This is a genomic window from Litoribacillus peritrichatus (assembly GCF_039537985.1).
Lineage (GTDB): Bacteria > Pseudomonadota > Gammaproteobacteria > Pseudomonadales > Litoribrevibacteraceae > Litoribacillus > Litoribacillus peritrichatus.
In genome coordinates this window covers 313,476-339,795 of the sequence record NZ_BAABBN010000012.1, presented here as the reverse complement: position 1 = coordinate 339,795, position 26,320 = coordinate 313,476, and the positions used below count along the sequence as shown (strand labels likewise).

Annotated in this window: 28 protein-coding genes; 21 read left to right on the top strand and 7 right to left on the bottom strand. The window is 44.0% G+C overall.

Annotated features, from left to right (window positions below):
• Positions 1-53: 53 nt before the first annotated feature.
• Positions 54-638, top strand: coding sequence for a TetR/AcrR family transcriptional regulator (locus ABD744_RS18035; RefSeq protein ID WP_344799962.1), 585 nt, complete (start codon positions 54-56; stop codon positions 636-638).
• A gap of 48 nt (positions 639-686) precedes the next feature.
• Here ABD744_RS18035 and ABD744_RS18030 read toward each other — a convergent pair whose 3' ends face one another.
• Positions 687-953: a hypothetical protein gene (locus ABD744_RS18030; RefSeq protein WP_344799961.1), complete on the bottom strand. Its 267-nt coding sequence runs from the start codon at positions 951-953 to the stop codon at positions 687-689.
• A 424-nt stretch (positions 954-1,377) separates the two neighbouring features.
• Here ABD744_RS18030 and ABD744_RS18025 point away from each other — a divergent pair, with 424 nt between their 5' ends.
• Complete coding sequence (locus ABD744_RS18025; RefSeq protein WP_344799960.1) at positions 1,378-2,034, top strand: CatB-related O-acetyltransferase; 657 nt, start codon at positions 1,378-1,380, stop codon at positions 2,032-2,034.
• A gap of 50 nt (positions 2,035-2,084) precedes the next feature.
• Here the strand turns inward: ABD744_RS18025 and ABD744_RS18020 are convergent, their stop codons facing one another.
• Positions 2,085-3,482: a DUF5666 domain-containing protein gene (locus tag ABD744_RS18020; RefSeq protein WP_344799959.1), complete on the bottom strand. Its 1,398-nt coding sequence runs from the start codon at positions 3,480-3,482 to the stop codon at positions 2,085-2,087.
• Positions 3,469-4,335, bottom strand: a complete 867-nt coding sequence (locus ABD744_RS18015; RefSeq protein ID WP_344799958.1) for a DUF6502 family protein — start codon at positions 4,333-4,335, stop codon at positions 3,469-3,471. The genes ABD744_RS18020 and ABD744_RS18015 overlap by 14 nt, the downstream gene beginning before the upstream one ends.
• Positions 4,336-4,513: 178 nt before the next feature.
• Here ABD744_RS18015 and ABD744_RS18010 point away from each other — a divergent pair, with 178 nt between their 5' ends.
• The 4 genes from ABD744_RS18010 (at position 4,514) to ABD744_RS17995 (ending at position 8,442) form a co-directional block, all read left to right on the top strand.
• A complete protein-coding gene (locus ABD744_RS18010; protein ID WP_344799957.1) occupies positions 4,514-6,481 on the top strand; it encodes a serine protease in 1,968 nt (655 codons plus the stop codon).
• A 144-nt stretch (positions 6,482-6,625) separates the two neighbouring features.
• On the top strand, positions 6,626-6,979 hold the full coding sequence (locus tag ABD744_RS18005) for a hypothetical protein (RefSeq protein ID WP_344799956.1): 354 nt from the start codon (positions 6,626-6,628) through the stop codon (positions 6,977-6,979).
• Positions 6,980-7,067: 88 nt separating this feature from the next.
• Positions 7,068-8,081, top strand: a complete 1,014-nt coding sequence (locus tag ABD744_RS18000; protein ID WP_344799954.1) for a transporter — start codon at positions 7,068-7,070, stop codon at positions 8,079-8,081.
• 7 nt (positions 8,082-8,088) lie between these two features.
• The gene (locus tag ABD744_RS17995; RefSeq protein WP_344799953.1) at positions 8,089-8,442 is read left to right on the top strand and encodes a hypothetical protein; all 354 of its coding nucleotides are present in this window, start codon (positions 8,089-8,091) and stop codon (positions 8,440-8,442) included.
• Here the strand turns inward: ABD744_RS17995 and ABD744_RS17990 are convergent.
• Entirely contained in the window at positions 8,439-9,488 is a 1,050-nt protein-coding gene (locus tag ABD744_RS17990; RefSeq protein WP_344799951.1) for an AraC family transcriptional regulator, read from the bottom strand. The genes ABD744_RS17995 and ABD744_RS17990 overlap by 4 nt on opposite strands.
• A 179-nt stretch (positions 9,489-9,667) precedes the next feature.
• On the opposite strand from ABD744_RS17990, the gene ABD744_RS17985 reads away from it, so the two are divergent.
• From ABD744_RS17985 to ABD744_RS17965, 5 genes are all read left to right on the top strand, one after another.
• Positions 9,668-11,641 (top strand): fatty acid desaturase, encoded by a 1,974-nt coding sequence (locus tag ABD744_RS17985; RefSeq protein WP_344799949.1) that lies wholly within the window; start codon positions 9,668-9,670, stop codon positions 11,639-11,641.
• 79 nt (positions 11,642-11,720) lie between these two features.
• Positions 11,721-12,212, top strand: coding sequence for a GNAT family N-acetyltransferase (locus ABD744_RS17980; RefSeq protein WP_344799948.1), 492 nt, complete (start codon positions 11,721-11,723; stop codon positions 12,210-12,212).
• Between the two features lie 49 nt (positions 12,213-12,261).
• Positions 12,262-13,110 carry a hypothetical protein gene (locus tag ABD744_RS17975; RefSeq protein WP_344799947.1) on the top strand — a complete coding sequence of 283 codons (849 nt, stop codon included), beginning with the start codon at positions 12,262-12,264 and terminating at the stop codon, positions 13,108-13,110.
• Positions 13,107-13,619, top strand: coding sequence for a pilin (locus tag ABD744_RS17970; protein WP_344799946.1), 513 nt, complete (start codon positions 13,107-13,109; stop codon positions 13,617-13,619). Before ABD744_RS17975 ends, ABD744_RS17970 begins: the two co-directional genes overlap by 4 nt.
• 205 nt (positions 13,620-13,824) lie before the next feature.
• Complete coding sequence (locus ABD744_RS17965) at positions 13,825-15,381, top strand: carboxypeptidase-like regulatory domain-containing protein (RefSeq protein WP_344799945.1); 1,557 nt, start codon at positions 13,825-13,827, stop codon at positions 15,379-15,381.
• 69 nt (positions 15,382-15,450) lie between these two features.
• Here ABD744_RS17965 and ABD744_RS17960 read toward each other — a convergent pair whose 3' ends face one another.
• Positions 15,451-15,915: a DUF1499 domain-containing protein gene (locus tag ABD744_RS17960; protein ID WP_344799944.1), complete on the bottom strand. Its 465-nt coding sequence runs from the start codon at positions 15,913-15,915 to the stop codon at positions 15,451-15,453.
• A 70-nt stretch (positions 15,916-15,985) separates the two neighbouring features.
• On the opposite strand from ABD744_RS17960, the gene ABD744_RS17955 reads away from it, so the two are divergent.
• The 7 genes from ABD744_RS17955 to ABD744_RS17925 all read left to right on the top strand — a co-directional run bounded on the left by ABD744_RS17955 (position 15,986) and on the right by ABD744_RS17925 (position 22,248).
• Positions 15,986-16,924 carry a sensor domain-containing diguanylate cyclase gene (locus ABD744_RS17955; protein ID WP_344799943.1) on the top strand — a complete coding sequence of 313 codons (939 nt, stop codon included), beginning with the start codon at positions 15,986-15,988 and terminating at the stop codon, positions 16,922-16,924.
• 161 nt (positions 16,925-17,085) lie between these two features.
• Positions 17,086-17,991 carry a methylenetetrahydrofolate reductase gene (locus tag ABD744_RS17950; protein WP_344799942.1) on the top strand — a complete coding sequence of 302 codons (906 nt, stop codon included), beginning with the start codon at positions 17,086-17,088 and terminating at the stop codon, positions 17,989-17,991.
• A gap of 197 nt (positions 17,992-18,188) precedes the next feature.
• The gene (locus tag ABD744_RS17945) at positions 18,189-18,539 is read left to right on the top strand and encodes a hypothetical protein (RefSeq protein WP_344799941.1); all 351 of its coding nucleotides are present in this window, start codon (positions 18,189-18,191) and stop codon (positions 18,537-18,539) included.
• Between the two features lie 46 nt (positions 18,540-18,585).
• Positions 18,586-19,221, top strand: a complete 636-nt coding sequence (locus ABD744_RS17940; RefSeq protein ID WP_344799940.1) for a uridine kinase family protein — start codon at positions 18,586-18,588, stop codon at positions 19,219-19,221.
• Positions 19,222-19,329: 108 nt separating this feature from the next.
• Positions 19,330-19,671 (top strand): 5-carboxymethyl-2-hydroxymuconate Delta-isomerase, encoded by a 342-nt coding sequence (locus tag ABD744_RS17935; RefSeq protein ID WP_344799939.1) that lies wholly within the window; start codon positions 19,330-19,332, stop codon positions 19,669-19,671.
• A gap of 192 nt (positions 19,672-19,863) precedes the next feature.
• Positions 19,864-20,358, top strand: coding sequence for a YehS family protein (locus ABD744_RS17930; RefSeq protein ID WP_344799938.1), 495 nt, complete (start codon positions 19,864-19,866; stop codon positions 20,356-20,358).
• Positions 20,359-20,574: 216 nt separating this feature from the next.
• Positions 20,575-22,248: an FG-GAP repeat domain-containing protein gene (locus ABD744_RS17925; RefSeq protein ID WP_344799937.1), complete on the top strand. Its 1,674-nt coding sequence runs from the start codon at positions 20,575-20,577 to the stop codon at positions 22,246-22,248.
• A 52-nt stretch (positions 22,249-22,300) separates the two neighbouring features.
• On the opposite strand, the gene ABD744_RS17920 is transcribed toward ABD744_RS17925, so the two are convergent.
• On the bottom strand, positions 22,301-23,299 hold the full coding sequence (locus tag ABD744_RS17920; RefSeq protein WP_344799936.1) for a hypothetical protein: 999 nt from the start codon (positions 23,297-23,299) through the stop codon (positions 22,301-22,303).
• 159 nt (positions 23,300-23,458) lie between these two features.
• On the opposite strand from ABD744_RS17920, the gene ABD744_RS17915 reads away from it, so the two are divergent.
• Positions 23,459-23,917 (top strand): Lrp/AsnC family transcriptional regulator, encoded by a 459-nt coding sequence (locus tag ABD744_RS17915; RefSeq protein ID WP_344799935.1) that lies wholly within the window; start codon positions 23,459-23,461, stop codon positions 23,915-23,917.
• An 8-nt stretch (positions 23,918-23,925) separates the two neighbouring features.
• Here ABD744_RS17915 and ABD744_RS17910 read toward each other — a convergent pair whose 3' ends face one another.
• Complete coding sequence (locus ABD744_RS17910) at positions 23,926-24,675, bottom strand: substrate-binding periplasmic protein (RefSeq protein ID WP_344799934.1); 750 nt, start codon at positions 24,673-24,675, stop codon at positions 23,926-23,928.
• Positions 24,676-24,785: 110 nt separating this feature from the next.
• On the opposite strand from ABD744_RS17910, the gene ABD744_RS17905 reads away from it, so the two are divergent.
• The gene (locus tag ABD744_RS17905; protein ID WP_344799933.1) at positions 24,786-25,457 is read left to right on the top strand and encodes a TIGR02117 family protein; all 672 of its coding nucleotides are present in this window, start codon (positions 24,786-24,788) and stop codon (positions 25,455-25,457) included.
• 116 nt (positions 25,458-25,573) lie between these two features.
• Positions 25,574-26,005: a T6SS immunity protein Tdi1 domain-containing protein gene (locus tag ABD744_RS17900; RefSeq protein ID WP_344799932.1), complete on the top strand. Its 432-nt coding sequence runs from the start codon at positions 25,574-25,576 to the stop codon at positions 26,003-26,005.
• Positions 26,006-26,320 lie beyond the last annotated feature (315 nt).

The window sequence follows — 26,320 nt, the reverse complement described above, 5'->3', positions numbered from 1 at the left end:
CCTGTGACAGGTTCTATTATTCGGGTAACCGACCCTATTGATGAAGGCATAAAATGGCAGTAGATAAACGACAGCTTGTACTGGAAACCGCTTTGAAACTTTTTAGCGAAAACGGCTTTCATGCAACTGGCATTGATAAGGTTCAAGCCGAGTCGAAAGTATCAAAAACGACGATGTATAAATACTTTAAGTCGAAGGACGACCTGATCCTTGAGGTGTTGAAATTCCGTGATGAGCAGTTTGATGCCTGGATAAGTGAGCGTATTGATTTTCACTGCGAGAATACCTTTGCTGATGAACCTGTCGCTAAGCTATTTGCATTGTTTGAGGCGCTTCATGAGTGGTTTAACTGCCCGAACTTTTGCGGATGTAACTTCATAAATGCCTGTGCTGAGTTTAATGACCAGAATCATCCGGTTCATAAATTATCGACCGAACATAAGTTGAATTTTGCTGGATTTATTAAAGATGTGCTTGATGAATCCGGCTTTAAAGCCGAGGAAGATTTTGCACTGCAGATTTGTATATTGATCGAGGGCGCGATTGTATTTGCCCACACCGCATGCCAAAAACAGTCAGCGAAAGTAGGGCAGAAAATGCTTCGCGTATTACTGGAAAACCAACGACAATCTGCCTGAATGTTAAGCTAAACGAACTGGAGTGGGTAGACGTATGATGGCATGTGATTATGTGTTTTTTCGCTTCAGATTTTTGATGATTTCTTCTCGTACACTGATCATGTGTCGATAGGATTCTATTAGGTTGGTGTAAGCGTTAAACGCTTCAGGCATAGATTCATCCTTGCTACTGGGTAAGGTTTGAATTGCATCCATTGCTAAAGTGAAATGTGCGATCTCGGCTTCTAATGCCTCAATGATTCTGAGACGCTGTTCATTACCATGGTTCACATCAAGATCAAATTCAACTTCAGAGTTTATCAGTGAAATAGACATAATTTCCCCTGTTATAAAAATATCCATGGATGACTCACACTCATTGTGAGGAACCAAACAAAACAGGATAAAGGTTTATTTATAACAGGGTCGCTAAATTATGATCAGTTCACAATTCTGGATGTCTCAAATAGTTGGAAGAGATTGTTGGTTTCACCTGTTAGAAAAAGAGAACTGGTTATCGGTTTTCATGTTTGCTGGTGAAGGTGTTTTGTAGGTTTCAGGCGTTGATTTAGGACGAATGGTGGAACTAAACGCGGTATCTTAACTCCAAGTATGTTTCACAAGATGATTTCTTATTTTAATACACATTCAAGAACCAGCTTATGCAACAAATTCCTCTTTTAAAGCGTCCAAAAGTTCACTGACTTGCCTAGTGTTTTAACCAAATATTGAAAGTTTTAACATTCGCTTGAGGTGAAGTATGCAAAATAAGCATTGGTCAAAAGTTCAGTTGCTGCATGAAGTAGTATCGAACCCAAATATTACTGTAAAAGGTAAACACAGTTATTACAGCGACGCATGGGACAAAGGATTTGAGGAGTCTGTTGTAAGGTATTTGCACGGAGATGAAATCAGCCGTGAGTGGGAACCGCGCTGGAAAATAGATAAGCTGTTCATCGGTGATTATGTGTGTATCGCTGCGGAGGTTGTGATCCTGATGGGAGGAAATCATACCCACCGAGCTGACTGGTTGTGTTTGTATCCGTTTATGGATTTCATTGAGCAAGCGTATATTGGAAAGGGCGATACTCATATTGGCGATGGTTCATGGCTAGGTATGAGGGCCATGATTATGCCAGGTGTTTCGATAGGAGAAGGTGCCATTATCGCTGCGAACAGTGTGGTTACCAGTGATGTAGAGCCTTATAGTGTTGTCGCTGGCTCCCCCGCAAAAGTAATTAAGTATCGTTTTGATCCGTCTGTTGTAGAGGAATTATTAGCTCTAAATGTTTACGATTGGCCAGCAGAAAAGTTTGACGCACTTAAAAGGTTTTTATGTTCGCCAGATATAGATCAGCTTAAAAATGAAGCATTGTCGTATGATGCTGAAAATGGTTCGCAGTTAGATCAAGTCTGAACTAATACATCTGAACTACTACAGATCACTAACCCCTCCATAATCTGATTTTACTCTTCGGGGTCAAAATCTTCCTCGAACTCGGGATCGAAGTCTTCCTCGTAGTAGTAATCTTCGAATTCCGGTTCCATATCTTCTTCGTAGAATTCCTCTTCAAAATCAGCATCTAACGCGTCATCGTCTTCGTAATATTCTTCCTCGAAATCTTCATCGTGGAAGTCGTCTTCAGCGTATTCATCTTCTTGATTGGAATAGTCTTCTTGTTCTGAATCGTCTTCGTAAAAATCGGTATCGGCCTCATCTTCGTCGAAGTACTCCTCGTCATCATCATGGAGTTGGTTTTCATATTCCTCAACGTCAATACCTTCATCCAGTTCTATGGCATCCTCAAGTTCGAATTCGTAGCCACCAATGTTGATGGTTCCGTCTTCTTCCGTTTCTGACACATAGCCTTCGTAAATGAGTTCATTTACGTGTTCGAGCACAAACTCGATGGAGTCGGCCTTGATGGATTCAACATGGAATATGTCTCCTTCAAGCTGGCCACTGACCAGAACCCTCTGATCGAGCTCTTCTGACTCAAGCAACTCTTCGGCAAGTAATTTATCCAATGCCAAATTTTGGTTGTTGATTTGCCAATGGCCTTCTGAGGTTTGTTCAAGCTCCCCAATCAATTGAACCTGGTCCAGCTCAGGGACGATATCTAAACGGCTGGCGACTATTTGGCCGTCGTCTCGTCTGAAACCACTCACTTCGATTTGGTCACCTAAATCCAATTGTGCGAGTGTCAGGGTTTCACCGGATTTATGATCAAAAATCGCCGTGTGATGATCCACCAGTACCGATTGATTCAGAATATCGAGCGCTTGTTTTCCTTGCAGGATCTGATTGATCGGGCCTGATACTTCATAAATGATATCAATGGATTTGGCCGGGTAATCAAATTCGGTATTTGCAGACCCTGTAGTTTTATCGGCAATCACTGCGACTACCTGGCCTAATTGGAAAGCGCCTGCGGATGCCGGTTGCTGATTGATGGTGATGGGCGTTTGTTCGTCGAAGGTGATGTGCGCATTGCTGACCCAGATGCTGCCGAAGCCCGTGATGGTCCCAACAATTCCGGTTCCGCCTATGCCACCAGGTTTTGTTTGCTTGTTTTGAGCGACGTTCCCTGTACCGCCAATGCCTTCGCCTGATTGTTTGCCCGTTCCACCAATGCCACCGGGTTTATGAGCTACTTGGCCAGTTCCACCAATGCCAGTTTCGGCGGGTTTTCCGGTGCCTCCGATGCCTTGGGGGTTGTGCACGCCTGTGCCTCCAATGCCTGAACCTTCCTGGCCAGTTGGAATAGTGTTTGCGGTGGTATTCAGCGTTTGTTGGGGCGTACTGCAACCTACCAGTAAAACCAGTATGAGATATAGAGATTTAAGGCGACTAAGCCGACTCATTATCCGAATCACTCGGTTCACTGAAAAAATATAGCCCTGTGTTCATTCGCAGTGTGGAGGAGGTGTTTTTGAGTTGATCTTTTTCTTTCAGCTCAATGGCTTTTTTATTCAACGCTTGAAGTAACTCCATACCCTGGTTTTCCGCCATTACTTTCAGTTCTTGAATGGATGCTTCACTCAAACCGTCGTAATAGACACAACGCTCAAGGAAGGGGGGCTGTTCTGAGCGTAAGTTGGTACTGGCGGCTTCCAGGTGATCCGCAACGTTCATTCCCAGGAAGAAGGCTTTTTCATCGAGGCTGCTGTCTGGCAAAAAGGCTTTTTTATTAAGTTCCACCCAGTGGTCGTCGATGAGGGAGGCCATGCCCAGCCGTAACCACTCATCCAGAATAACTCTGGCCCTCATGTCTTGTTTACATACCGACTGGACGAGGTGCTCAAAGTCGGCTTCATCAGGTTCGTTGGCTTTGGCTTTGAATGCCAGGCGTCGGGGCTCGCCGCTCTCGTCTAAATATTCTGGTTTGGAAATCCAGTTGGCAACCAATTGGGAGCCGATACCTGCTGCTGAATGCTCTTCTTCGTTGTCTGTTTGGTTGCGCAATCGACGAGTGTCTTTACGGTGTACGCCGGTTAATAGGCTGATTCTCGCGTCGGTTTGTTTTTTGTTATCGAGTTTAAAGTCGCGATCCGCCACGTCCACATAGGTACTTTTCAGTAATTCAATCAGATATGGAAGCGTTATTTGGAACGAGAGCAACAGACGTACTAAGGGCGTAAGCACTTTCTTGAGTGCCTTAATAACCGCTTTAGGTGGTTCTGCGGCGTTCGGTGGTGTGGGTGTATTAGCAGGCATAATGCCAATCATAACTCAGTGAGGGATTTATTCCCATGGTAATTCTCTGTGTGTGACTCAGTGCTCGTTCTATCAATTATTTTAGAATAAATATTTTGACAAGGGAAATTTTCCCACATATCTTGATAATCGAAAAGAGGGAAAAAATCCCACAAAACAAGCACACCGGAGAAATAACATGAAAAATTTAAAAAAGCTTGCTCTGGCTACCGCAGTATCAAGCGCAATCGCAGCAATCCCTGCTCAAGCAGATACAAGAATGATTCGAATCATTGGCGGGACAGACGCAGTACCTAACACGTACCCCTGGATGGTGTCTGTTCAAAGTAAATCGGGTGGTGAGCACTTTTGTGGGGCAAGCTTGATCGATCAAAAATATGTATTGACTGCAGCTCACTGTATTGAGGATGAAACCGCTGCCAACATTCAGGTAGTGATCAGTGAATACGACTTAAAGCAAACAAGTTCGGCAGAAGAGACCTTGACGGTTAAAAACATCTTCATGCATCAGGAATACAAAGACGACCACGACATTGCCGTGCTGGAGCTTGATACAGCCAGTGCCAAAGCCCCAGTGAAACTGGCGGATGCTGCTCTCATGAGTGGGCTTTCCGTTGGCTCAAATTTGAAAGTGATGGGTTGGGGAAACCGCTCAACGTCCGGTGAAGAATTTCCAAATATTCTGCAGGAGGTCCAGGTGCCTTTGGCCGATCGTGCAACCTGCGATGCCAACTACGATAAAGTTGGTATTGATATCACGGATAACATGATTTGTGCCGGTTTTGCTGAAGGGGGGAAGGATTCTTGCCAGGGCGATAGCGGTGGGCCGCTGGTGTATCAAAAAGACAGCGATTGGTTTCAGGCGGGGGTAGTCAGTTTTGGTGAAGGGTGTGCTCAAAAAGACTTTTTTGGGGTTTACACCAAAGTTGCTAATTACAACGAGTGGATAGCTAAAGTAAAAGCAGGCGAGGTACCGCCTTTAACTGCTAAACCGGGTGGCCCTGATGAGGGTGAAGGCGACGATGATGAGTGGGATGATGAACTGGGAGGCGATTGCGGCCATTTCGAAGACGATGAAGATTTTGGTGATGACTTCAACGGCGAAGACCTTGAGGAAGGAGAAAGCGGAGATGACGATTTAGCTGATGAAGAGTTAGCTGATGAAGGTGGCGAGTACGACGAAGATTGTGATGATGAATTTGATGACGAGTACGATGAAGACGATGACAATGGTATTGACCTGCCTGACTTTGATTTTTCTGATTCCCCGTATGAAGTACCGACATTCCTAGGGTTTATGGCGCCAGGGCAAGACCATCAAGTCGAAGACGCTGTTCTGTTCTATAACAATACAGACGCTGCTGTAACGGTTCAGGGTATTAGTATTGATAATACTTCGAGCTTTGAGATCTTAGAAAATGAGTGTGATGGTAAAACCATTGAACCAGATGAAGAATGTGAAGTATTGATTGGTTTTAAAGCCTCGGATTCTCAAGTTCATCAAGGAAAACTCACTATTTCAACCACGGATACAGAACATTCGAGCATCAATGTAGATTTATTTGGTGTTGCTTTACCTCGCCTTGTTGTTGAAGAAGATTTTGATGGCATGGAGGGTGTGGATGACGAGGAGTGGTTCTTTGATGGTGAAACTCAATGGACCGGGGACAGCGAAAACGATGCTTTTGAATTGGCGTGTGACCAAGTGACGGAAAATGAAGATGCTCTGATCATGACCGAAATTGAAGGGCCTGGCGTGTTGGAGTTTGACGTAAATTTGGTGGGTGATGCCCCTGGAAATACGATTCATTTCATGGTGGATGGTGAAGTGGTCGTGAGTTTGTCAGGTGACAGGGCCTCGAACCGAGAAAAACGCCACTCGGCGGAATTATCTGCGGGTAAGCATCAAGTGAGCTGGGTGTATCGTAAAACGGCTGCAAACACAGCATCTGCCAAAGCTAATGTCAGTAATGTGAAATTTAAAGCCGCTGGAAGTGCTGGTTCGGGATCGGCTTCTCCTGCAAGCAAAGCATCAGGGTCTGACAGTTCTTCTGGTGGTGGTAGCTCGGATTTCTTCTTGTTCGGCTTGCTGTCTTTATTAGGTTTGAGCTTAAAGAAGTTGGGTTTCAAAAAAGGGCGCAAATAAGCGATTAGTGATGAGCGCAGGCTCACAACGAATATAAAGGATTATATGCCACACGGACGTAGGATATGGACGTCTTTATTGTGGAGTTCCCTTAACCGGGGAACTCCACAGATACCTTTAGGTTTGATAAAACTGGAATTGAACATGAAAAAGCACTTTACTTTAGGCTTATTGATTTTGACTTCAGTGTCGGCGTGCAACAGTTTGGAGAGCCAAGCAAACTATTTAGAGCCACTGTATTCTGTGAATGTAAAAGCGACAGAGATCACGTTTGAAGTGAAAAGCAACGGCTGTACACGAGCAGACGACTTCCACATTGGTATTGCACCTGTGAATGAAACCAATCGACTTTGGATAGAGCGACTGAATATGGATCGTTGTCGGAAAATGCCGAGAATTATAGAAATCACCAAGGGGTACGATGGCAGTAAAGTTGATATTGATCGTCCCATTATTTTAGAAAATTTATTGTTGGTGAAGCCGGCAAATAGAAGGTAAAACGTTGGAGAGTGAGCTAAGAGTAAGTAATGCGGCAATCCATGTCGGTCGTTTGAAGAAGAGAGCATTTTTGAAGGAATCAGAACTTTTGAGGAAACCACAATTTTTAAAGGAACCAGTGCCTCAGACCGAACGGCTTTTTGATGTGTTGAGTGGTCGTTTGAGCGCTGTTATCAGAGGCATTCTTATGGGTGGTTTAGTCATGATGTTTGCTTCAGTGTCGTACTCGCAAGAAAGTTCAAATTCACCATTACAGGTCAGAAACGACGTTCATCAAGATTCGGGGACGCGGGCGAAGTCAGGCAAACCCATTGTATTAAAGAAAAAACAAGCCAAAGATGCTCCCAAACGGTTAAAAGTGAAAACGGAGCATGAAAAACTAACCTTGGGTGTGGGGGCTTATATGAGCCATGGAGACTACACGACAGACCGCAGCACGAAGGTCTTCAGTATGCCATTCCGAGCCAGTTACAGTCTGAGGCAATGGCGTTTAAGTGCTCAAATTCCTTATCTTTACATTGATGGCCCGGCCAATATTTTAGTTTTGCGTGAAGGCGGCGAGACCATCACTCAGGCAAGTAAAGAAGACAAGCAGCGCTGGGGCTTCGGCGATTTACGTTTGAATGGGCAGTATTCATTACCTTGGGTTCCGGTTAAAAATAGTCTCTTTCATCTTGGGGCGGGTGTCAAAGCGCCGACGGGCAGTGAAGATGAAAACCTGAGCTCTGGCGAGTTCGATTATACTGTTTTCACTGGTGGCTCATGGCGAGATGGCCGTTGGGTTGCTAATGCCCGTTTGGGATACCAATGGATGGGAGACACCGATGAAACAGATTACAACGACCGAACTTTTGTTTCGATTGGTGGTAAATATCTTTACAACCGAACCCAAAATTTTGGTGTTAGCTATCGTTTCAAGGAAGCGGCTACCGAGCGAAGTCAGCCAATACGCTCGCTGACCACATATTTTAATCAACAGCTTAAAGAGGGATGGAAGCTGAGCTTTGCAGCGGGCCTTGGGTTCAGTGAATCCAGTGCGGATTATTTCGGCGGGCTGAGTATCAGTAAATCCTTTGTGAGTAAGAAGCGGGTTAAGTATTAAGGTGATTATGTTATGGCCAGTATCTTTCGTTATCTTGTGCCTGATCTTCGGCGCGGGTAATGTTTATGCGCAAGAATCTATGAATCAAAGGCTTGAAGGTACTTACTTCATATGGAGCGAATCTGCATTCGATGACCCTTCCCGTACTACCGGGATGAGTTTTGTTATTCGCGGAGAAAGTGCACAGTATTTATATCACTCCATGCCTCAGGAAGCGGTGCCGGATATATGTCTGGATGACGGGTCGCTCGTTAAACAAGGAAAATCTGTTTCTTGCGGCAAGTCTCCCGCAGGCGATTATTCGTGCAGCTTTGGTTTAGACTTAGCAACAGAAACGCTGACTTCGGGCGGATCTTGTTAGGGTTTATTGGTTTTGCTGTCCGCTGCATTCTTCATCCGCTTCTGTACTTCTTTTGGGTATACTCCGCTCCAACGATGATAACTTCTGCTGAATGAACTCAAGTTGCTATAACCCAGCAACATCGCGATATCTGTCAAACGATAGTAGGTATTTTTGAGGTATTGATTGGCCATGTTAAATCGTACAGAGTCCAGCAGGGCACTGAACGAGGTGTTGTGCTCTTGCAGCTTTCGTTGAAGTGTTCGCTGGCTGCAATGCATGGACGAAGCAATGTCCTGGATGTTGGTGGTGCCGTTTGCTAAAGAAAAGCTGATAACTTGCGTGACTTTCTCTACGATGGTCTGACTATAGGATGACAGCGCCTTGTTTACGCGCGTATTGATTTGTTTTATCAGGCTGTTTACGTCTTCAAGTAAAATGGATTGGTCTGCTGTGATGGACAGGCTACGGCAATTAAAGGCCACCGGGCAGCCAAAGTATCTGGCGTATTCTGAAATGCGATGTTGATCTCTTTCACTTCGAAGAAAATAACACCCCCGAATCGGATATGATTTTCCTAACATCCCAAAAATAATATTCATTGCGCTTGCCATGGCGTAGTCCTGGTATTGCACCATTTCCTGAATATGTGGCAGGTCCACATTGAAAGTGAGCGTAACGCAATCGTGTTGATTAATAACTTCCACCTGATAGCCGGACACCAGAATTTTCAGATACTTGATGATGGTCGTCAGTGCTTCCGCAACGTTATTGCACCGGTTCAGCATAGGGCCGAGCGGGGCCAGAATCATCATGTCCTGCTGTCTTGCCAGTTGTATTGCGACGTCGGGGTAATTGAGTTCTTTGGCGGTGGTTTCGAGAAGATAAACAAACTTATCGAAAGGAATTAACAGACTTTTTACTTTTTCCGGTTGCAGACTTTCTTCGATGAATATTTCTTTATCCAACCCGACGGATTCGTAAAGCGATAATGGATTGCCTCCTTTCGCAATCACTAAAGCGCTGAATCCACGTAAGAAACTGGCATTAATGTACGGTGCATCCATAGCGCTCTCCTGACGTCGCATTTTTGCGCTCTTCATTTGTCTTCATGTGTTGGTTTTATGACCTTAAAAATTTTGGCGTCAAGTGGCAAGTCGGTGGCGTGAAAAGATAAGTGTGTTGTTTGGGATAGATTACATTAACCAACACTTATAAAAACAATTAGGTTGTTTGGAGATTGGTTATGAATGCGAAAGTGTCAGCCACCGTTGTTGCCCAGAAAGTACAAGTCACCTCAAAAGCTGACGGCTGGCGTGCCTATTCCTCTGGCGTTGCCTGGGGAACCGTTACCTTATTTTTTGGTGTATTAGCTGGATACATCGCTATGCTTGTAGCGCTCTTTACGGGAACGTTAAATTTGGTTGAAGGCATGTTTGCAGCAACCTTGTTGATCTATCTTGGATTCACGGTGGTTCATGAAGCAGGTCATGGCAATATTGCTCATGAAGTCACCTGGATGAAACCATTTGAGCGGATAATGGGGTGGATTTCGACGTTACTGTTCTTGGTTCTTCCTTTTGGACTGTTTGCTAAAATCCATGACTATCATCATGCGTTTACCAATGATCCGGATCGAGACCCGGATCATTGGGTATCGGGGGACACCTGGTTGGAAGCCAGCCTTCGAGCACCAACGCTGGCCTTTAATTATCTGTATTTAACTGCAACTCGTTTTAAAGATGACCCTGTTATTACTCAAACTCACCGGTCGTCTTTGGTGTATTACTTGGTTACCTTATCTATTGTTTTGGGATTGCTTGGTTCCGGTTTATGGTTTGAGTTATTGATCGTAGGCATTTTGCCCATTTTCTTAGCCAGTTATGTTTTGGGGATGTTGTTTGATTGGATTCCTCACATGCCGACTCGTCAACAGAGTCGATACCAGAATACTCGAAGTTATTTGTTCCCAGGTTTGGGCTTCTTAACGATGGGGCAGAGCTACCATCATATTCATCACTTATATCCGCGAGTGACCTGGTATAACTACAAGCGGGTTTTTGATCTGATTCGCCCTGAGCTTGAAGAGAAAAATGCGCCCATTGAAGAATTGTTTCCAAGTAATGTTCCGGGCTTTGGTCAGTCTCTGAATGCTTTGGAGCCCCGGAGTTTGGACGGTTTTCATAAACTGACATTACGTGTAGAGAGTATTCAACAAGTTACAGCAGAGTCGGTAGCCATTACTTTTGAGCGTATGAATGGTCGGGTCTTTTCATTCAAAGCGGGTCAATATGTGACGTTAAGTAAGCTCATTGACGGCGATGTTGTCACTCGTTGTTATTCTCTGTGCGAAGCCCCTGACTCAGGAAAACTGACGGTGGGTGTCAAGCGGGTTAAAAATGGGCGCTTATCGGTCTATTTGAATGAAATACTGAAGGCTGGCGATGAGCTGACGGTTGCAGGACCGTTTGGCGATTTTATATTTGATTCCGATGCGTCTATGAACGCGAAACAGGTAACGTTGATTTCGGGGGGAAGTGGCATTACTCCGAATTTAGCGATCGCCAAGACGGCTTTGGCAAGGTGTCCGGATACTCAGGTTCACCTGATCTACGCGAATCGATCCATCAAGGATATGATGTTTCTGCTTCAATTGAATCAACTGCTGTTTGACTATTCAGATCGATTTAATCTCACGAATATTTTTGAGCAACCCCATGCTAGCTGGCATGGAGAGACAGGGTATCTGACAGAAGAAACTTTGCTTAGGGTCTTGGCATTACAAGCGGACCCTCTGGAGAGTGCTTTTTATGTTTGCGGCCCAACGCCCATGAAAGACAACGTGGTTAAAACGTTAAAAGGCCTTGGAGTTAAGGACAGCCAGGTGTTGGTCGAGGAGTTTGCTCAGGTGACACCTAGGCCTGAAGGCGACGTTCATTCGGTGAAGATTGAATTAGCCAATGGCTTAACACATGAGCTGAGCGTTGCCGAGAACCAAACGGTTCTTCAAGCAGCCCAGCAGGAAGGCGTGAAGATTTCACACGCTTGCGGGGTGGGCCAATGCGGTTGCTGTATGATGCTGGTTGCTGAAGGTGAGAGCGAGTTGGCTATTGAAGATGCACCTGGTTTGTTATCTGGGGAGAAGGATCGGGGGTTAACGCTGGCGTGTCAGTGCCGTCCTAAGTCTGCATTGCTCTTGAAAGAAGTGCAGACGATATAGACCGAGGTTTTGCCGTTTGGGCCTTTGTGTTAGCGTTGTGCGGTAAACATTTATTCGTTTTGAAGGAGTTGAAGTCTGCATGTCAAAAATGAACATCCGTCAAGTGAATGAGCAAGATCTGAATCGGTGTTATGAGATTGAAACAGCAGCTTATGCCGGGGATGAGGCCGCTAGTAAAAGTAAAATCTTAAAGCGCATCAAAACCTATCCCGAAGGTTTTGTTGTACTTGAAAACAACGAACAGATTCTTGGTTTTGTAAACTGCGGAGCGACTCATAAAGTACAGCTTTCAGATGAAGAATTTAAAGAATTGGTTGGCCATGATGCAGAAGGTGAACATATCGTCATTATGTCTGTTGCTATTCACCCTGATTTTCAAGGGCAGGGTTACGCCAGTCAATTGCTGACTCATTTCATTCACATCATGCGGAACATGAACAAACAAGACATCTATCTGATTTGTCAGAGGGAGCTAACTGCAATGTATGCCAAATTTGGGTTTGTGGATTTGGGGCCGTCTGAATCTGAGCATGGTGGCCTAAGTTGGCATGAGATGTCGTTGGTGTTGTAAAAATTTCTGCTATACCTAGAAGTGATTCTTTCACTTTTAGGCTTCATCCATGGCATGGGACAGGTTTCATTTTATTTGCAGGCGTAGCCATCATTCACTCCAAGCCAAGGAAAGTGTGGATGAGTGTCTTACTCGTGTTGAAAGCGAGCCTGGCGTTCATTTGTATGGGGAACAGCCTGAACCGGGTTCTTTACCGGATTTGCTGTTGGCCGAAATCAAAGACATAGAAAACCAACAGGCTGCGGCTCGGGTCATAGGTTTGTATGGTGGGTTAGATTTTACGTCTCAACTCAATGAACCGATGCAATTAAAGCGGGTTATTGCATATTTGTCCTGTGTGGTCGTGGTGTTTTTTTTGGTGTCTTGCTTATACCAACTGAAAGTTGCGCCTACTTTTTTGGAAACTTACCGAACGTTTGAACTGGATATTCCGATCCATGTTCTTTGGTATCAGGATTACTGGCTGATGTTTTCAGTGGTAATTTTTGTGCTGTTATTGTTGGCATTAAAGGTGGGGTTTGAACTCAAACGACTTTTTCAGTTTGCCGATACTCACTTTGAATCGTTTATTTTTAACCGATTAACGCTACCAGGCATTCGTACTGCTTATCTGAACATTCTAGAAGCGGTATTTTATCCGTTGTCTGATACTTCAGAGCAAAGAGGTATTCCGAGTTATTTGATTACCGAGCATTTACGGGCCATGGAACGTTCCGGGATGGATGTAACTCAAGAAATACAGTCCATCATTCAAAGAGAGGGGCGTGCTCTCACCGTACTTTGCGAACGACAAATGCGAATTATCTCTGCGTCCATTGCAATTATTATCATTGCCGCCATTTTCTTTTTTCTGATCAGTGCCTATTCACCCATTTTCATACTGGGAGAGACCATATGATGTCTTTCGTGAAAACTCATCGTTCTTTTGAAAATACTCAGGGGTTTACTCTCATTGAGTTGATGGTGGTCGTGGCCATCATCGGTATTCTGGCGTCTGTGGCTTTGCCTGCTTATAAAGTCTATGTGCAGCGAAGTGAAGTGACGGAAGCGATCAGTATGGCGGCCGCGCTCAGAGAAACCATTACGGAGTATTACATTGAAAATTTAGAGTTTCCCGACACCAACGCAACGGCTGCGCTACCAGAGTCCAACTACTTGATTGGCAACCGAATTACAGGTGTCGAAATTGAACAAGGAGTAATCCACGTCGCCATCGGAAATAAAGCGTCTAAACCTCTGCAAGGTAAAATACTCAGCTTCAGACCTGCGGTTGTGACAGACAGTCCCACAAGCCCTATTGCCTGGTTATGCGGTTATGATGAACCAGTAAAAGGGATGGAGGCAGTCGGTCAGAATAAGACGGATCTGAATAAGGAGTTTTTGCCTTCGGCCTGCCGGGGAGGGTAGTTTTGTTAAATGATATTAATCGTATTGCTGTAATTGAGTGTTTAATTAACCCCCTTTCCGTTTCAATTGTAACGCTTGAGAAGAACTACTGCTTTTGTCGTATTAATTAAATCTCTGGGTTATAAGACTATATCTATCCGTTTGGTTAGGGTGGTGAATCCCTGACCGTTGAAATGTATGTTCTTCAAAAAAGGATAGGGAAGTTATGAAGAAGCTAATCTCCGCATTCACGGTATCCAGTTTATCAATTGTGTTATCTGGGTGCTTTTTGGATGACTTATCGAATGTCCAAAAGGTCTCTGTACATCAACCTGAAGAAACATCACACCGTTCAGTTGCGATTGATGATGAGTTTGGGATCATTGCGAATCAAGTTATTAAAAACAGGGGCGCTTATTGGGCAAAAGATGCCGTTTTGCCTGCTATTAATAATACTCAAAGCGGCGAAGGAGTTAACATTCGAGATGGGATGGCAATTGTTGCGGACTCACCCTCCAGCACAGTTAAAATCTTCGCATATAGCTATGATGATGAATTGTGGCATCAGGAAATCGTGATTCATGAACCTCGCTTATCGTATTTTGGTGAATCCGTTTATGTCGATCGGGAATGGGCTGTGGTCGGCGCGCCTTGGGCGGGGACGGTTGTTATCTATCAAAGAGAGGAAGATGAAGAAGGAACGCAATGGAGTGAACAAGCTCGCTTAACGGTTGATTCCGGTTCAGAAATGGAGTTTGGTGCATCAGTCGATAAGGAAGGAGACGCTCTGTTTGTTAGCGCATATAAAGGGGATCGTGTATATGTCTACGAGCTTGAAGGTCAGACCTGGCAAGTCAAGCAAGTACTAGATCATAAAGATAATTCTCGCGTTCAACCCAAGCAGTTTGGTTGGTCACTCGATGCTCATGAAAATTACCTTGCAATTGGCGCCTACCGTGATCAGTCATTTGAAAACGGGTCGGTCAATGGCGGCGTAGTTCATATTTATAAAAAACAGGATGGTCTTTGGAATCTGGATCAGAGCGTTAAGCCGTTTATTGAAGGGGACATCATTGCTGGTGGTGCTTTTGGTCATAACCTTGAAATGAATAAACATAATTTATTGGTCGGTGATAATGTTCTGAGGAAGATTTTTCGATACACCCAAGAACATGGCTCTTGGAAACGGTCAAACGTGATCGAGGCGCCAGAGGGGGCATCTTCGGATTTTGGTTATCATTTAGCGATCAATACACATAATCTTTTAACCGGTGGTTCCAGTGCCTTATTGATGGGGCCGAAAGTAACGAAACGAGTTGTCACAGGCCGAGTCACTGACCCTAATGGCAATGTTGTGGCGAATGCGATTGTCTCTGGCATGCTGGCCGATGTTACAACTGATGTCACGGGGGTTTATCAAGAGTCGTTGCCTTTAGGCTGGTACGGTAGTTTGACTGGTCAGTTTCATTCGATACCTTCGCAGCCTTTACAGGTAAATCCAATCACGAAAGATGTCCAGTTGAACGATATACAGTTAAACGAAGTGCCGCTTCATTCAGTACATGGAAGAATATCGGGTGTTTTTGGGCCTGTTAAATTCCTGGTGACAGGCTTTGATGAGCCGGTGGTGGCAACTCGGTTTTTATCCATCCGATTACCTAACGGCTGGTCGGGAGAGATTCGACCGGTCAGTGAAACCCATCAATTTACACCCGAGAAACTCGTTATCGAAAAGATGTCCCAGAATAAAGTAACGTCTTTCCGAGGGTCGCCAGTTAACTAATATGGTCGCAATTCTCCCAATGCCATCATTGCTTGATGGTTTTGGGAGTTTAATGAGTGACCGTAAAGGCTACGAATCAATACTCTCAATTACTCCCTTGCTTTCCAGCCTACCTCTGAAGTCTTCGGTCCGAAAATAATTAACAAACACATCCCAAATACCCAATAAAGAGGAAGAGCGAACTTGAAGCCTGTTTTCTTCGGGCACCGCGAGTACTTCAAAATAATCCACGAAATGAAAAACAGCGCTGTGTGTTTTGGCGTAAATGTATCCTTCGCGCTCAAACTCGATGGTTGTTCGAGGCATTTCTTTAACCGACTGCTGTACCAAAGGCCAAGCTTCTTTCATTGGCATTTTGAGCTTGTAAGGCCGAATACTATGAACAAAAGTGATCGCTTCAGTGGAAGCGCAATTTGGCAATGGTGGGCACCAATAAAGCGATTGATCTGGCTCGGGGTCTTTTTGTGGAAGAATCAGGCATCCGGACAGGCCGGTTAATAGGAAAAACAGGGCAGTGATTCGAAGGATCTGCATTTGGGGATCTTTTGTAATATGGATGAGCTTGTCTAAACTTTTTAGACACGTATCTGGAAAGTTTACCGCAATGTCGAACCATCACGAATACATTGGTAATAAACTGTTTGAGTTTGTTGATATTAATCAGGAAGGTTACGCAATTTTTGATGCAAATGACTTTCTGGTTTATTGCAATAAAGCCTACGGTCAAATTATGGGGTTTGAACGGAATGAGGTGATAGGTAAGACGTTCAGCCAAATTCTGGCAATGAGCTTTGAGGCTGAAAAAGGTGTGAAAACTGAGCACAAGGATGTGGGCTCCTTTTTGGCACGAGTCAGCCAGCAATGGCGCTCTTCTCAGTATCGTTTGTTTGAAGTTGAAACGCATGACGGGCGCTGGTTTTTATTGTCTGAATTAGCGAATGAAACCGGTGATGTTTTAATTCAAACCAAGCAGATTACAGAGCAGAAAAACCTGGAAAAGAAACTGCTTTCTTCTCGGGATAAACTTCGTCGTTTGGCCCTGACGGATGAGCTGACTCATGTAGCCAACCGTCGGTGTTTTGTTGAGTCGGTGGAGGCTGAGCTGAGTCGTTGTCAACGATTAAGAAAAAACGTGGCTTACATGATATTGGACTTGGACTACTTCAAATCTGTTAATGATACCTACGGTCATCAGGCGGGGGATGAAGTATTGAAACATGTAGCGTCGCTGGTCAAAGAAACACTAAGAGATTACGACATTTTTGGTCGTATCGGTGGTGAGGAGTTTGCTGTCTTTCTTGGTCAAACCGAAGCCAAAGAAGCGTTAGAAATCGCAGAACGGATTAGATCCATTATTGAAAACAATCCTCTGTCCCATCAGGGTGTCCGTATTCAGTTGAGCGCATCTATCGGCATTTCATTGGCGTATGCAATGAATTGCAGTTACGTTGAAATGTATAATCAGGCAGATAAAGCGTTGTACCAAGCGAAAAACGAAGGTCGGAACCGGTGTGTTTTGTATGAGAGCTATTGCGGAGGCTGAGGTATTCTCCCGGCGAACCTACCATCATTCTTCTATTGAAACAGAATATCTCGAGTTTATCTTGTTTGCATTCCTCAGTACTTTTATAATTTTTCGTGTTTTATTTCAGAGGCCTATATCCGCCTTATCAAGCATTTGCTGCGTAGACATAGAGAGTCACCATGTTATTAGAAAAAATTAAAAATCGTGAGAGCGGCATCGTTCTCTATGGAATTACGCCACCTAAGAAAGGTACGGATCAAGAGAAGGTTGAAGAAATATCGACTAAACAAATTGAGCGGCTACAGTCTCTGAACCTTGATGGTTTAGTGCTTTACGATATTCAGGATGAGAAATCCCGTACTTCGGAAGCCCGTCCGTTTCCGTTTATGGAAACACTGGATGCGTTTTCATACAGTCAGGCGCATTTGAAAGGCCTCAATATTCCTAAAATTGTTTATCGTGCGGTAGGTAAATATTCCGAAACCGAGTTAACAGAATTCTTGGAAACCGCCTCTCCGGAGGAAGTGCTTACGGTGTTTGTCGGGGCTGCTTCTAAGTCTCAGGACGTTACCTTGACCATGAGCCAGGCCTATGAGCTGAGATCGAAAACTAATAGCAATATTTTATTAGGTGGGGTGACTATTCCTGAACGGCACCAAAGTAAGGGCGACGAGCACTTGCGAGTGTTTGATAAGATCAAACAGGGCTGTTCTTTCTTTGTTTCTCAGGGGGTTTATGATGTGAATGCCTCTAAGAACTTGCTGTCTGAGTACTATTATTACGGAAAGGAAAATAACATTCCGCTGGTGCCTATTCTTTTTACCTTGACGCCGTGCGGTTCTGTAAAAACGCTGGAATTCATGAAGTGGCTGGGGATCAGTATTCCTAAGTGGCTCGAAAATGAATTGATTCATTCCGATGATATTCTCCAGCAGTCCGTCGACTATTCTGAGCAGAGTTGGTTGGAACTGAAAAAGTTTGCGGATGAAAAAAATATTCCTATTGGCTGCAATATTGAAAGTGTGGCTATCCGTAAAGTGGAAATTGACGCCTCTATTGAATTGTTGAACCGAATCAGCCGATAGTTTCTGATGACGCGGGTTTAAGATTAAACCCGCTGTTTCTTATCTTTGTTTCTTTCTTTGGCCCTCTCCAAACGTCGCTGTGCCCACATGCAGCTTATATACAGACTGATTCATTAATTCATCGTATTGTCAGGGATCATTTCGGGTGTTTATCTGTCTCATTTATTTCAAGAACAGATACAACGTAAGGATTCACTATGTTGCCAATGGGAACCATTGTCACTTTTTGTATGTTGATTGGGCTTATATTTGCGTCTCGGTTGCCTGTTTTGATACGTCTTCAACAGTTACCCAAAAGTGTGATGATGGTCATTGGCTTTGTTGTACTTGCTGCCGGTTTATGGAATGTTTTGTGGTATGCACTTCGTCATCTGACCGAGTTTTGGGGAATAGCCGCATTGCTGTCCGGGTCATTAATGGTCATTACTGCGGGCTACATTATTAATGAAAAGAAGATGCCGGGCATGTTGAAGCAAGCCCGCCCTTTGGTTCAACTGCTGTTGTTGGCTTGTATGCTGAAATACGGCATCACCATTTATCAGATGTAATTGAATCAGATGACATATTGGATGAAATAAGGCGTCGCTTTAGGTTATGAATAATTGCGTGACTCTCGATCAACTGGTTCTTTCGTTGCTTACTCAGGGAGAACTGAAAAAGCCTCTTGTAGTTGGTGTTTCTGGCATTGATGGCTCTGGCAAAGGTTTCATTGGGGAAAAGCTTAAGCGAGCGCTCACCGCAAGAGGGGTAAACACATATTTGATCGGTATCGACGGTTGGTTGTCTGATATTGATCCTAGGTCAGGCACTGAAAGCCCGGCCAAAATATTTTATGAGCAAGGTGTGCGTTTGAGTGCATTTGTGGAAGAGATTCTGACACCGTTGAAAATGCAAGGTTACTTGGATGTTGTTGTGCAGCAAACGACACCATCTTCCGATGAGACGCGTTTTGATCGTCGGTTTTGCCTGGAACACCCGGATGTGGTGATTATCGAAGGTATCTTTCTTTTTCAGCCAACGATTGAACTGGATTACCGAGTTTGGATTGATTGCAGTTTTGAGACGGCGCTAGATAGGGCTTTATCTCGAAATCAGGAAGGTTTAACGGAAGAAGCGTTGCTCACCGATTATCGACAGATTTATTTTCCGGCGCAGAAACATCACTTTGAAGTTGATCAACCTAAACTAAGGGCTGATGTCATTCTAAACAATGATCCAGCATTGCAGTAAGATGGTTAACTTGCTCTTGAGTTGGCTGTTTTCCATATGGCTGGTTTGTGATTCCCTCAAGTGTTTTCAACTCGACTAAGTGTTTTACCTAAAGAACAAGGAGGTTTTGTGCCACATTGCATTGTTGAGTACTCATCTGACTTAATGCCTGAAACTGCGCCGACACAAATGATGGAAGCGGTTTTAAAAGGGGCGTTGAATTCGGCACTGTTTGATCGTAAAGACATCAAGCTGAGAGCTATGTCTTATGAAACTTACCTGGGAGGGCATGATTCTCAGCGCTTCATTCACGTTGAACTGAAGATATTGTCTGGTCGAAATAATGAACAAAAAGTCATACTCACGGAAAGTGTTCTGAACCAGTTACGCGGACTGAATTTATCAGATATTTCTATTTCAGTGGAAGTAACGGACACTGATAAGGACTCTTACCGGAAGTCTGTGAAGTGAAGCTGGTATTCAGTCGATACATTCAACCTGACGCGGATAGATTAGTCTCCAAAAAGAAAGCTGAAGAAATAAGTAGCGTGTGCCGAGAGCTGCAAACCGTTATAATCGACGGTCCTCACTTTATTCTTCAGGCTCAACCTAAAGAGTCTGCGGAACATATCCAACGTTTTATCTCGTCCTTAAGGTAATGAAATGACCAATAATGATGTACTTCGCCGAATTCGCTTTATCTTTGATTTTAATGATAAAACGATGATTAAAATTTTTGCGGCGGCAGACCTGAGCGTGAGTCGGGATGACATCAGCAACTGGCTTAAGAAAGACGATGATGATGCCTTTCAAAATTGCCCTGACGTTACTCTGGCGACGTTTTTAAACGGCTTGATTAATGAGAAGCGCGGAAAAAAAGAAGGGGAGCAACCCGTTCCTGAAAAACGTCTGAACAATAATACTGTTTTGAGAAAATTAAAAATTGCTTTAAATCTGAAAGCCGAAGATATGCTTGAAATTTTATCTCTGGCTGAATTCCGTCTGAGTAAGCATGAACTTAGTGCTTTTTTCAGAAAACAAGATCATCAGCATTATCGTGTCTGTAAAGATCAGGTGTTGAGGAACTTTCTACAGGGACTGCAACTTAAATACCGGGACGGTGTTGCGCCTAAGCCTAAATATCAATGGAAATCGTGATAATGGCTCATATTGTTTGACGTAAGTATGAGATCAAGACTGGTCATAATGTAGGATTGAATAATATTTTTTTCCTCCTTTTTGACTAATTCAGCGTCTCATACTCCTGTGTAAATTAATCCCTTTGTCCGATGTCCTTATTGCCCCTTTCTTAAATAATTTTTGCAGCTGAGTTGCATTCAGCTTTTTAACAAAAATAAAAATTAGGAGAAAGGAATGAAGCAATCATTTCGGGTAAGTCAACTTGCTGTTACTGTGGCTTTGTTGTCTGGTATCACCAGCGTTCATGCGTTTAGCCCAGTAAAGTTGGTTGATGTTTCAGATAAACTGGATGGGTTTGTTCACATTGAAGGTGCCCCGCCTTTTACTGGTGAAGGCTTATCCGGTGCTGCCTGGCTGGATTACGATCAGGACGGCGACCTGGATCTCTTTTTGCCAAACGGTGTTGGCGCAAGCAGTGCGTTATTTCGGAATGATGATGGGAATTTCATCGACGTGACGCGAATTGCTGGTGTGGGTAATACGTCGGGCAATTCAGGGGTGTCTGTAGGGGATATTGATAATAATGGCTACCCGGACATCTTTATGACGGGCGAAGGCCATATGATGTTAGCTGCACAGACGCCTACCGTTTTGTATTTAAACAAGGGTGATGGAACCTTTGCTGATATCTCTTCAACAGCGGGAATTCAAACCCCGGAAAGTGCGTTGGCGACGGCCATGGCGGACATCAACAATGATGGTTATCTGGATATTTTTATAACAGCGCCGGGGCATCTCGATATTTCTGAAGCGGTGGGCTTACCACCAGGGTCGTTTGGTGGGCCGGCCAAACAGCATAAGAATAAACTTTATTTAAATAATGGGGATCTTACCTTTACCGACATTTCTGAAACCGCAGGCGTGGACAGTGATCTGGGTGCATGTGCAGTCAGTTTCTCGGATTGGGATAATGATGGTTTCAGCGATATCTTTGTCGCCAACTGTAATGACGTTCAGTTAGAAACTACGCCCTTCAATGTGTATCGCAATAATGGTGATTTAACCTTTACGGATGTGGCGGATCAAACCGGTCTGGATCAGCTGGGTTTTTGGATGTCGGTTACTCATGGTGATTATGACAACGACGGTGATCTAGACATTTTTGCTTCCAACTTTGGGTTGAAATACTTTCCCGGCGCGGAACAAGAATATGAATATCATCCTCATGCTTTGTTCAGAAATAATGGGGACGGTACTTATACCGATGTTGCTAAGTGGCTGGGGCTTGCATACCTGGAATTTGGTTGGGGGGCTACTTTTGCCGATTTCAATAACGATGGATTTTTAGACTTGTATTTTGCTGGGTCAATGCCTGCGATGGGGGTTATTGGGAATCTGAAAGGTAATCCAGGTCGCTTGTATATGAACAATCGATTGGGCGGTTTTTACCCTACGTTTCAGTCTCAAACGGGTGGAAATCTCAGTAATCGATTTACTTCTGGGGTAGCAAGAGCGGATTTCGATAATGATGGCTTTGTTGATCTGCTTGTTAAGACCAGTACTCAGTTTGATCTTGAGACGGGTGAGATAACGGACCTTGGAACTCCGGTGTTATTGCAGAATGCAGGAAACAAAAACCATTCTTTGACGGTTCGTTTGAAAGACAAGTATGGTCGTTCGGAAGCCATTGGTGCACGTATTCAGGTGACGACCATTGCAGGTACGCAGACTCGTGAGATTCTATCGGGGTCAAGTTTTGCCTCGTCTGAATCTCCGTGGCCAACATTTGGTGTTGGAAAGTCGAGATTTGCGAAAGTAATGGTTATCTGGCAAGACGGCAGTGTTGAAAACTTTGGCTGGATCAAAGCACGAGGTATTGTGGATTTGGTTCAAGGGCAGGGGAATTAAGCAGCCATGTATGGCTAAAGAGAAGGGCCAGCAGTGGCCCTTCTTTCGTGTGTCAGGTTGCTAAAGGCGGTTTTGTAGTGTTGAGACAAGTTGTGCCGCAGAGGTGTTTGTTGGTTAGGTGCTTGTCCCAGTAATGCGCTGGAATTCGATCCATCACTCGTGTCATTAGGGCGATGACGATAACCGAAAAAAAGATTCTTGCCCAAAGCACTCCGGAAAGATCGGCGCCTAATAATAAAACCAGCAGTGTGTCTTCAATGACGCTGTGACAAAGGGCCAATAAACACATTGCCGCAAAAACATCGCGCTTAGATACATGGCCCGCTTTGGATTCGTTGATTAATAGTCCGCCGCCAAAACTCAGGCCAAGTGTTACCCCCACAATGGTGATGGTTGTGGCCTGATGGCCAATGCCAAGCACTTTGAGTACTGGCGTCAGTAAAAGTGTCATTAGCTTTTCAATCCCTACCAGTTTCAGGATTTTAAGCGCAGTTAGCAGCACAATGATGATAACTTGGATCATGATCAGGCCTTCCACCTGGCTGACTACCCAAGACCATAAACTTGGGTCTGGCTTCTCTGGTTGCCAGGCGAGTTGGTTGGCTTCTTGTAGCCAGTCGAACTCGACATAAAGTGTGTTCATGATCCAGGCAATTAACAATCCACCGCCAATGCGAAGTAATAAAGTCACTCGTAGACGCACGCCTGCTTGTTGGGCGATGCGTGCTTCCACAGGTAAGCCATGCGCAAACAGCATCAATAAAGAAAGAACGGTGACCTGAGCCACTGTCAATACTTCAGTTTGTGCGGTGTAAAAGAAGACCAGCATGCCGGCATAGATGTTTGTAAAAATGGTGGTTGCCCAGACAATGCCCATGGATTCAGGTAAACCGACCCATTCCATAACAGGTCCGAGCACTAAGCCGAGGTATTTGAGAAAGCCACACAGCTCCAGAATCTTAACGACGATGATGGCAGGAATCATTAAGCGGAAAAGGGTGAAGGAGACTTGCCAGATTTCTTTAGACAGTTCTGAGAAAAACGCTTTCATAGTATTAATAAACTCATGTTTACAGTGTGTTGTGCTGGGCTTTGAACAAACATGGTTCTATCTTAATCAAGAAATAGGGTAATAATATTTTGAATTTAATGTTGTTTGGTTAATATAATTTCTTAATGCTGCTTGAAACCTGAGGGAAATTATTACGCCATGAGCTTAAGTGAATTGGATCGACGTATACTTCGTCAATTGCAAAAAGATAATAATATCACAAATGCTGCACTGGCTGAGCGCATTGGCTTGTCTGCCCCTGCTTGTCTTAAACGGGTTAAGCAACTGCATGAGCAGGGTGTGATTGAACAGAACGTTTCCATTCTCAATCCTAAGCAGGCTGGTATTGGAATCACCATGATTGTTGAGGTTGAGATGGAACGAGACCGAACGGATATGAATGAACAATTCATAAAGCGCGTGCAATCCAGCCCTGAGGTGACTCAATGCTATACCGTTACAGGGGAAGTGGACTTTGTCTTAATTGTGAATGTTACTGATATGGAGGCGTTTCAGGCATTTACGGAGCGGGTGTTGTACAGCGATGCAAATATGAGAAAGTTCAGGACGTTGATCTCAATGAAACGAAATAAATTTACCACCGAACTGCCAATCTGATTGATTTGTTACTTCACATAACTATTAATGATACGCTGGATGCGGCCTTCTTCTTTCATGTCAGCGATGGCCGTGTTTAATTCCTCAAGTAAGTAAAACTTATTTTTATTCAGTTTAATGGATAGTGGGGCTTCGCTGAGTTTGGCGCCTCGCTTGAATTTTACTCTGTCCATATGCTCGGCTTTGATCAAAAAGTTAAAGAGCAAATCATCGAAAAAGGCTGCGTCTACACGTTTTTTGACTAATAAAGTCAGTAAGTTTTTGTTGGAGTAGGCTTCATGTCGATCAATGATTTTATTTTTAAAGAGTGATTGATAGGAGCCATAATAGTAGCCTCTGGTGATGCCTATGAATTTACCGGATAAGTCAGACGGTTTGGTGACTTCGATGAAATTGGGTTTAAGGAAGTAAATGTATTCATACACGATGGTGTATGGGTCTGTAAAAGCGATGTCTTCAGGTTGCTGGGGGTTCCACTTCGGAGAGTCCGCAAAATTCAGGTCTATTTTGTGTTCATCGAACAGTTGATTAAGCCGACTGATCGGTTGCAAGGTAATGATGGCTTCATGACCTGTTTTGATCATCAGCTCGTTCAAAATATCTACGGATATTCCTTTCAGGTTTCCCTCTGAATCCTCCATCGCATAAGGACTCCAGTGGGCCGTGGACGCTTCCAGAATTTCTGATACAGAGGGTGTACTCAAACATAAAAAGCAGAGCATCAAGCAAGTGTTGCCTTTTATTTGGGAGAGAGACATTGATCAAATCCTGCTATATCATGAATTTTTCCTTGAGTTCTCTAAATCTAGTTGAGGGCTTACGACATCACAAAAATAATTGTATGAATGCTTTTGTTGTAATGATACGAATGATTATAGTCGTCGGTGTACTTGCATTGACTGCTTGTTCAACCCTGCCTAAAGCCATTGACGCTCAGAACCCAGATGTTCTTGTTCCAAGTCAGCAGCCAGTTAAGTTGCATCGGGTTTATATTGTCAGTCATGGCTGGCATACCGGCATAGTGATTCCTGCTCAGGAAATTCAACGAGTCATCCCTGAGCTGAGAGCACGTTTTGGAAATACCGGCTATCTGGAGTTTGGGTGGGGGGATAAAGGTTTTTATCAATCTCCTGAAATCACTGTGGGTTTAACGTTACAGGCCATCTTCTGGCCGACAGATTCTGTGGTTCATACGGTGGCAGTGCCTTCAGACGTTGAAGCGTATTTCGGAAGCAGTGAGGTTTCAGGGTTGTGTTTGGCTGAACTTGAATATGCGGCTTTGGTTGAGTTCATATCCGAAAGTTTTGCCCGAGATGCATCAGGCTCAGTGATATCAACCAAGACCGGCCTTTATGGCGAGAGTCAATTTTATACCGGAATTGGAAATTACCATTTAATGAACACCTGCAATAAATGGACGGCCAAAGGGTTGCAGAGTGCCGGTCTGGATATTTCTACAACGTTTAAACTGACGGCGTCGAGCATCATGAGCTATTTAGCTGATCAGCAAGCGTTGAGTAGTGGACAGGGTTGCCGCTAAGACAAGGCTATTCGTGTTTAATCTTTAAAGTTACGGCATAATAGCTGAAATTTGTTTCGGTTCTGAAGGCCTGCGTACAAAGGGCTATCGTGCCAAGTTATAAAAGATGAGTGATTATGAATATTTTAGATGAAGTAAGCGCGGCTTGGGGTTGGACTGGCATTGTTCCTGATGAACTGGTGACAGAAAATGAGTTTGGCAATTTAATCATTAAAGATCCAGAAGATAAATTCTGGCGGATATGCCCGGAAGAGCTTACCTGTGAAGTTGTTGCTGACTCTATCGATGCTTATAACGTGCTTATTCAGGATGATGAGTTTAACGAAGACTGGTTCATGGCGGACATGGTTGCGATTGGCGAGAAGAAACTGGGTGAGCTTAAGGAAGGTCACAAATTTTGTCTGGTGGTTCCTGGTGCTTTGGGTGGTGACTACGATGCGAAGAATATAAAAAGTGTTGCCTTTGGCGCTCTGATCAAAAAGTCTGGGGAAGTAGGCAAGCAACTGCATGATTTACCAGAGGGCGCTGAATTTAAGTTTGAAAAATAGGTTTTTTTTTGAGTTATTGAGCGTCATATCTTATGCGCTTTCAACTACGGATTTTCGAATTATTTCGGTCTGAGTTTTTAATTGAAGACTATCTCCTTGCTATTTTTTCATGAATTCAAAGAGGTAGTTTTTATCTTTTCATCCATGCTTTCTCAAATTTGGTCTTTTCAGAAATACAACTTTCAGTGCTCAATATTGTTTATCTTACACTTTGTCGGCTATTTAAGGCGTATGTAAGTGATCTATCAATACTGCTGTAAGTAAAATATGCCTTTTAGTATTGATGTGCTTGATCTTGTCTAATTTAAAGTTACT

Bases quoted from the DNA above. Each gene is read 5' to 3' on its own strand.
- ABD744_RS18035 (WP_344799962.1), top strand. From the start codon at position 54: ATGGCAGTAGATAAACGACAGCTTGTACTGGAAACCGCTTTGAAACTT.
- ABD744_RS18030 (WP_344799961.1), bottom strand. From the start codon at position 953: ATGTCTATTTCACTGATAAACTCTGAAGTTGAATTTGATCTTGATGTG.
- ABD744_RS18025 (WP_344799960.1), top strand. From the start codon at position 1,378: ATGCAAAATAAGCATTGGTCAAAAGTTCAGTTGCTGCATGAAGTAGTA.
- ABD744_RS18020 (WP_344799959.1), bottom strand. From the start codon at position 3,482: ATGAGTCGGCTTAGTCGCCTTAAATCTCTATATCTCATACTGGTTTTA.
- ABD744_RS18015 (WP_344799958.1), bottom strand. From the start codon at position 4,335: ATGCCTGCTAATACACCCACACCACCGAACGCCGCAGAACCACCTAAA.
- ABD744_RS18010 (WP_344799957.1), top strand. From the start codon at position 4,514: ATGAAAAATTTAAAAAAGCTTGCTCTGGCTACCGCAGTATCAAGCGCA.
- ABD744_RS18005 (WP_344799956.1), top strand. From the start codon at position 6,626: ATGAAAAAGCACTTTACTTTAGGCTTATTGATTTTGACTTCAGTGTCG.
- ABD744_RS17995 (WP_344799953.1), top strand. From the start codon at position 8,089: ATGTTATGGCCAGTATCTTTCGTTATCTTGTGCCTGATCTTCGGCGCG.
- ABD744_RS17990 (WP_344799951.1), bottom strand. From the start codon at position 9,488: ATGGATGCACCGTACATTAATGCCAGTTTCTTACGTGGATTCAGCGCT.
- ABD744_RS17985 (WP_344799949.1), top strand. From the start codon at position 9,668: ATGAATGCGAAAGTGTCAGCCACCGTTGTTGCCCAGAAAGTACAAGTC.
- ABD744_RS17980 (WP_344799948.1), top strand. From the start codon at position 11,721: ATGTCAAAAATGAACATCCGTCAAGTGAATGAGCAAGATCTGAATCGG.
- ABD744_RS17975 (WP_344799947.1), top strand. From the start codon at position 12,262: ATGGCATGGGACAGGTTTCATTTTATTTGCAGGCGTAGCCATCATTCA.
- ABD744_RS17970 (WP_344799946.1), top strand. From the start codon at position 13,107: ATGATGTCTTTCGTGAAAACTCATCGTTCTTTTGAAAATACTCAGGGG.
- ABD744_RS17965 (WP_344799945.1), top strand. From the start codon at position 13,825: ATGAAGAAGCTAATCTCCGCATTCACGGTATCCAGTTTATCAATTGTG.
- ABD744_RS17960 (WP_344799944.1), bottom strand. From the start codon at position 15,915: ATGCAGATCCTTCGAATCACTGCCCTGTTTTTCCTATTAACCGGCCTG.
- ABD744_RS17955 (WP_344799943.1), top strand. From the start codon at position 15,986: ATGTCGAACCATCACGAATACATTGGTAATAAACTGTTTGAGTTTGTT.
- ABD744_RS17950 (WP_344799942.1), top strand. From the start codon at position 17,086: ATGTTATTAGAAAAAATTAAAAATCGTGAGAGCGGCATCGTTCTCTAT.
- ABD744_RS17945 (WP_344799941.1), top strand. From the start codon at position 18,189: ATGTTGCCAATGGGAACCATTGTCACTTTTTGTATGTTGATTGGGCTT.
- ABD744_RS17940 (WP_344799940.1), top strand. From the start codon at position 18,586: ATGAATAATTGCGTGACTCTCGATCAACTGGTTCTTTCGTTGCTTACT.
- ABD744_RS17930 (WP_344799938.1), top strand. From the start codon at position 19,864: ATGACCAATAATGATGTACTTCGCCGAATTCGCTTTATCTTTGATTTT.
- ABD744_RS17925 (WP_344799937.1), top strand. From the start codon at position 20,575: ATGAAGCAATCATTTCGGGTAAGTCAACTTGCTGTTACTGTGGCTTTG.
- ABD744_RS17920 (WP_344799936.1), bottom strand. From the start codon at position 23,299: ATGAAAGCGTTTTTCTCAGAACTGTCTAAAGAAATCTGGCAAGTCTCC.
- ABD744_RS17915 (WP_344799935.1), top strand. From the start codon at position 23,459: ATGAGCTTAAGTGAATTGGATCGACGTATACTTCGTCAATTGCAAAAA.
- ABD744_RS17910 (WP_344799934.1), bottom strand. From the start codon at position 24,675: ATGTCTCTCTCCCAAATAAAAGGCAACACTTGCTTGATGCTCTGCTTT.
- ABD744_RS17905 (WP_344799933.1), top strand. From the start codon at position 24,786: ATGATTATAGTCGTCGGTGTACTTGCATTGACTGCTTGTTCAACCCTG.
- ABD744_RS17900 (WP_344799932.1), top strand. From the start codon at position 25,574: ATGAATATTTTAGATGAAGTAAGCGCGGCTTGGGGTTGGACTGGCATT.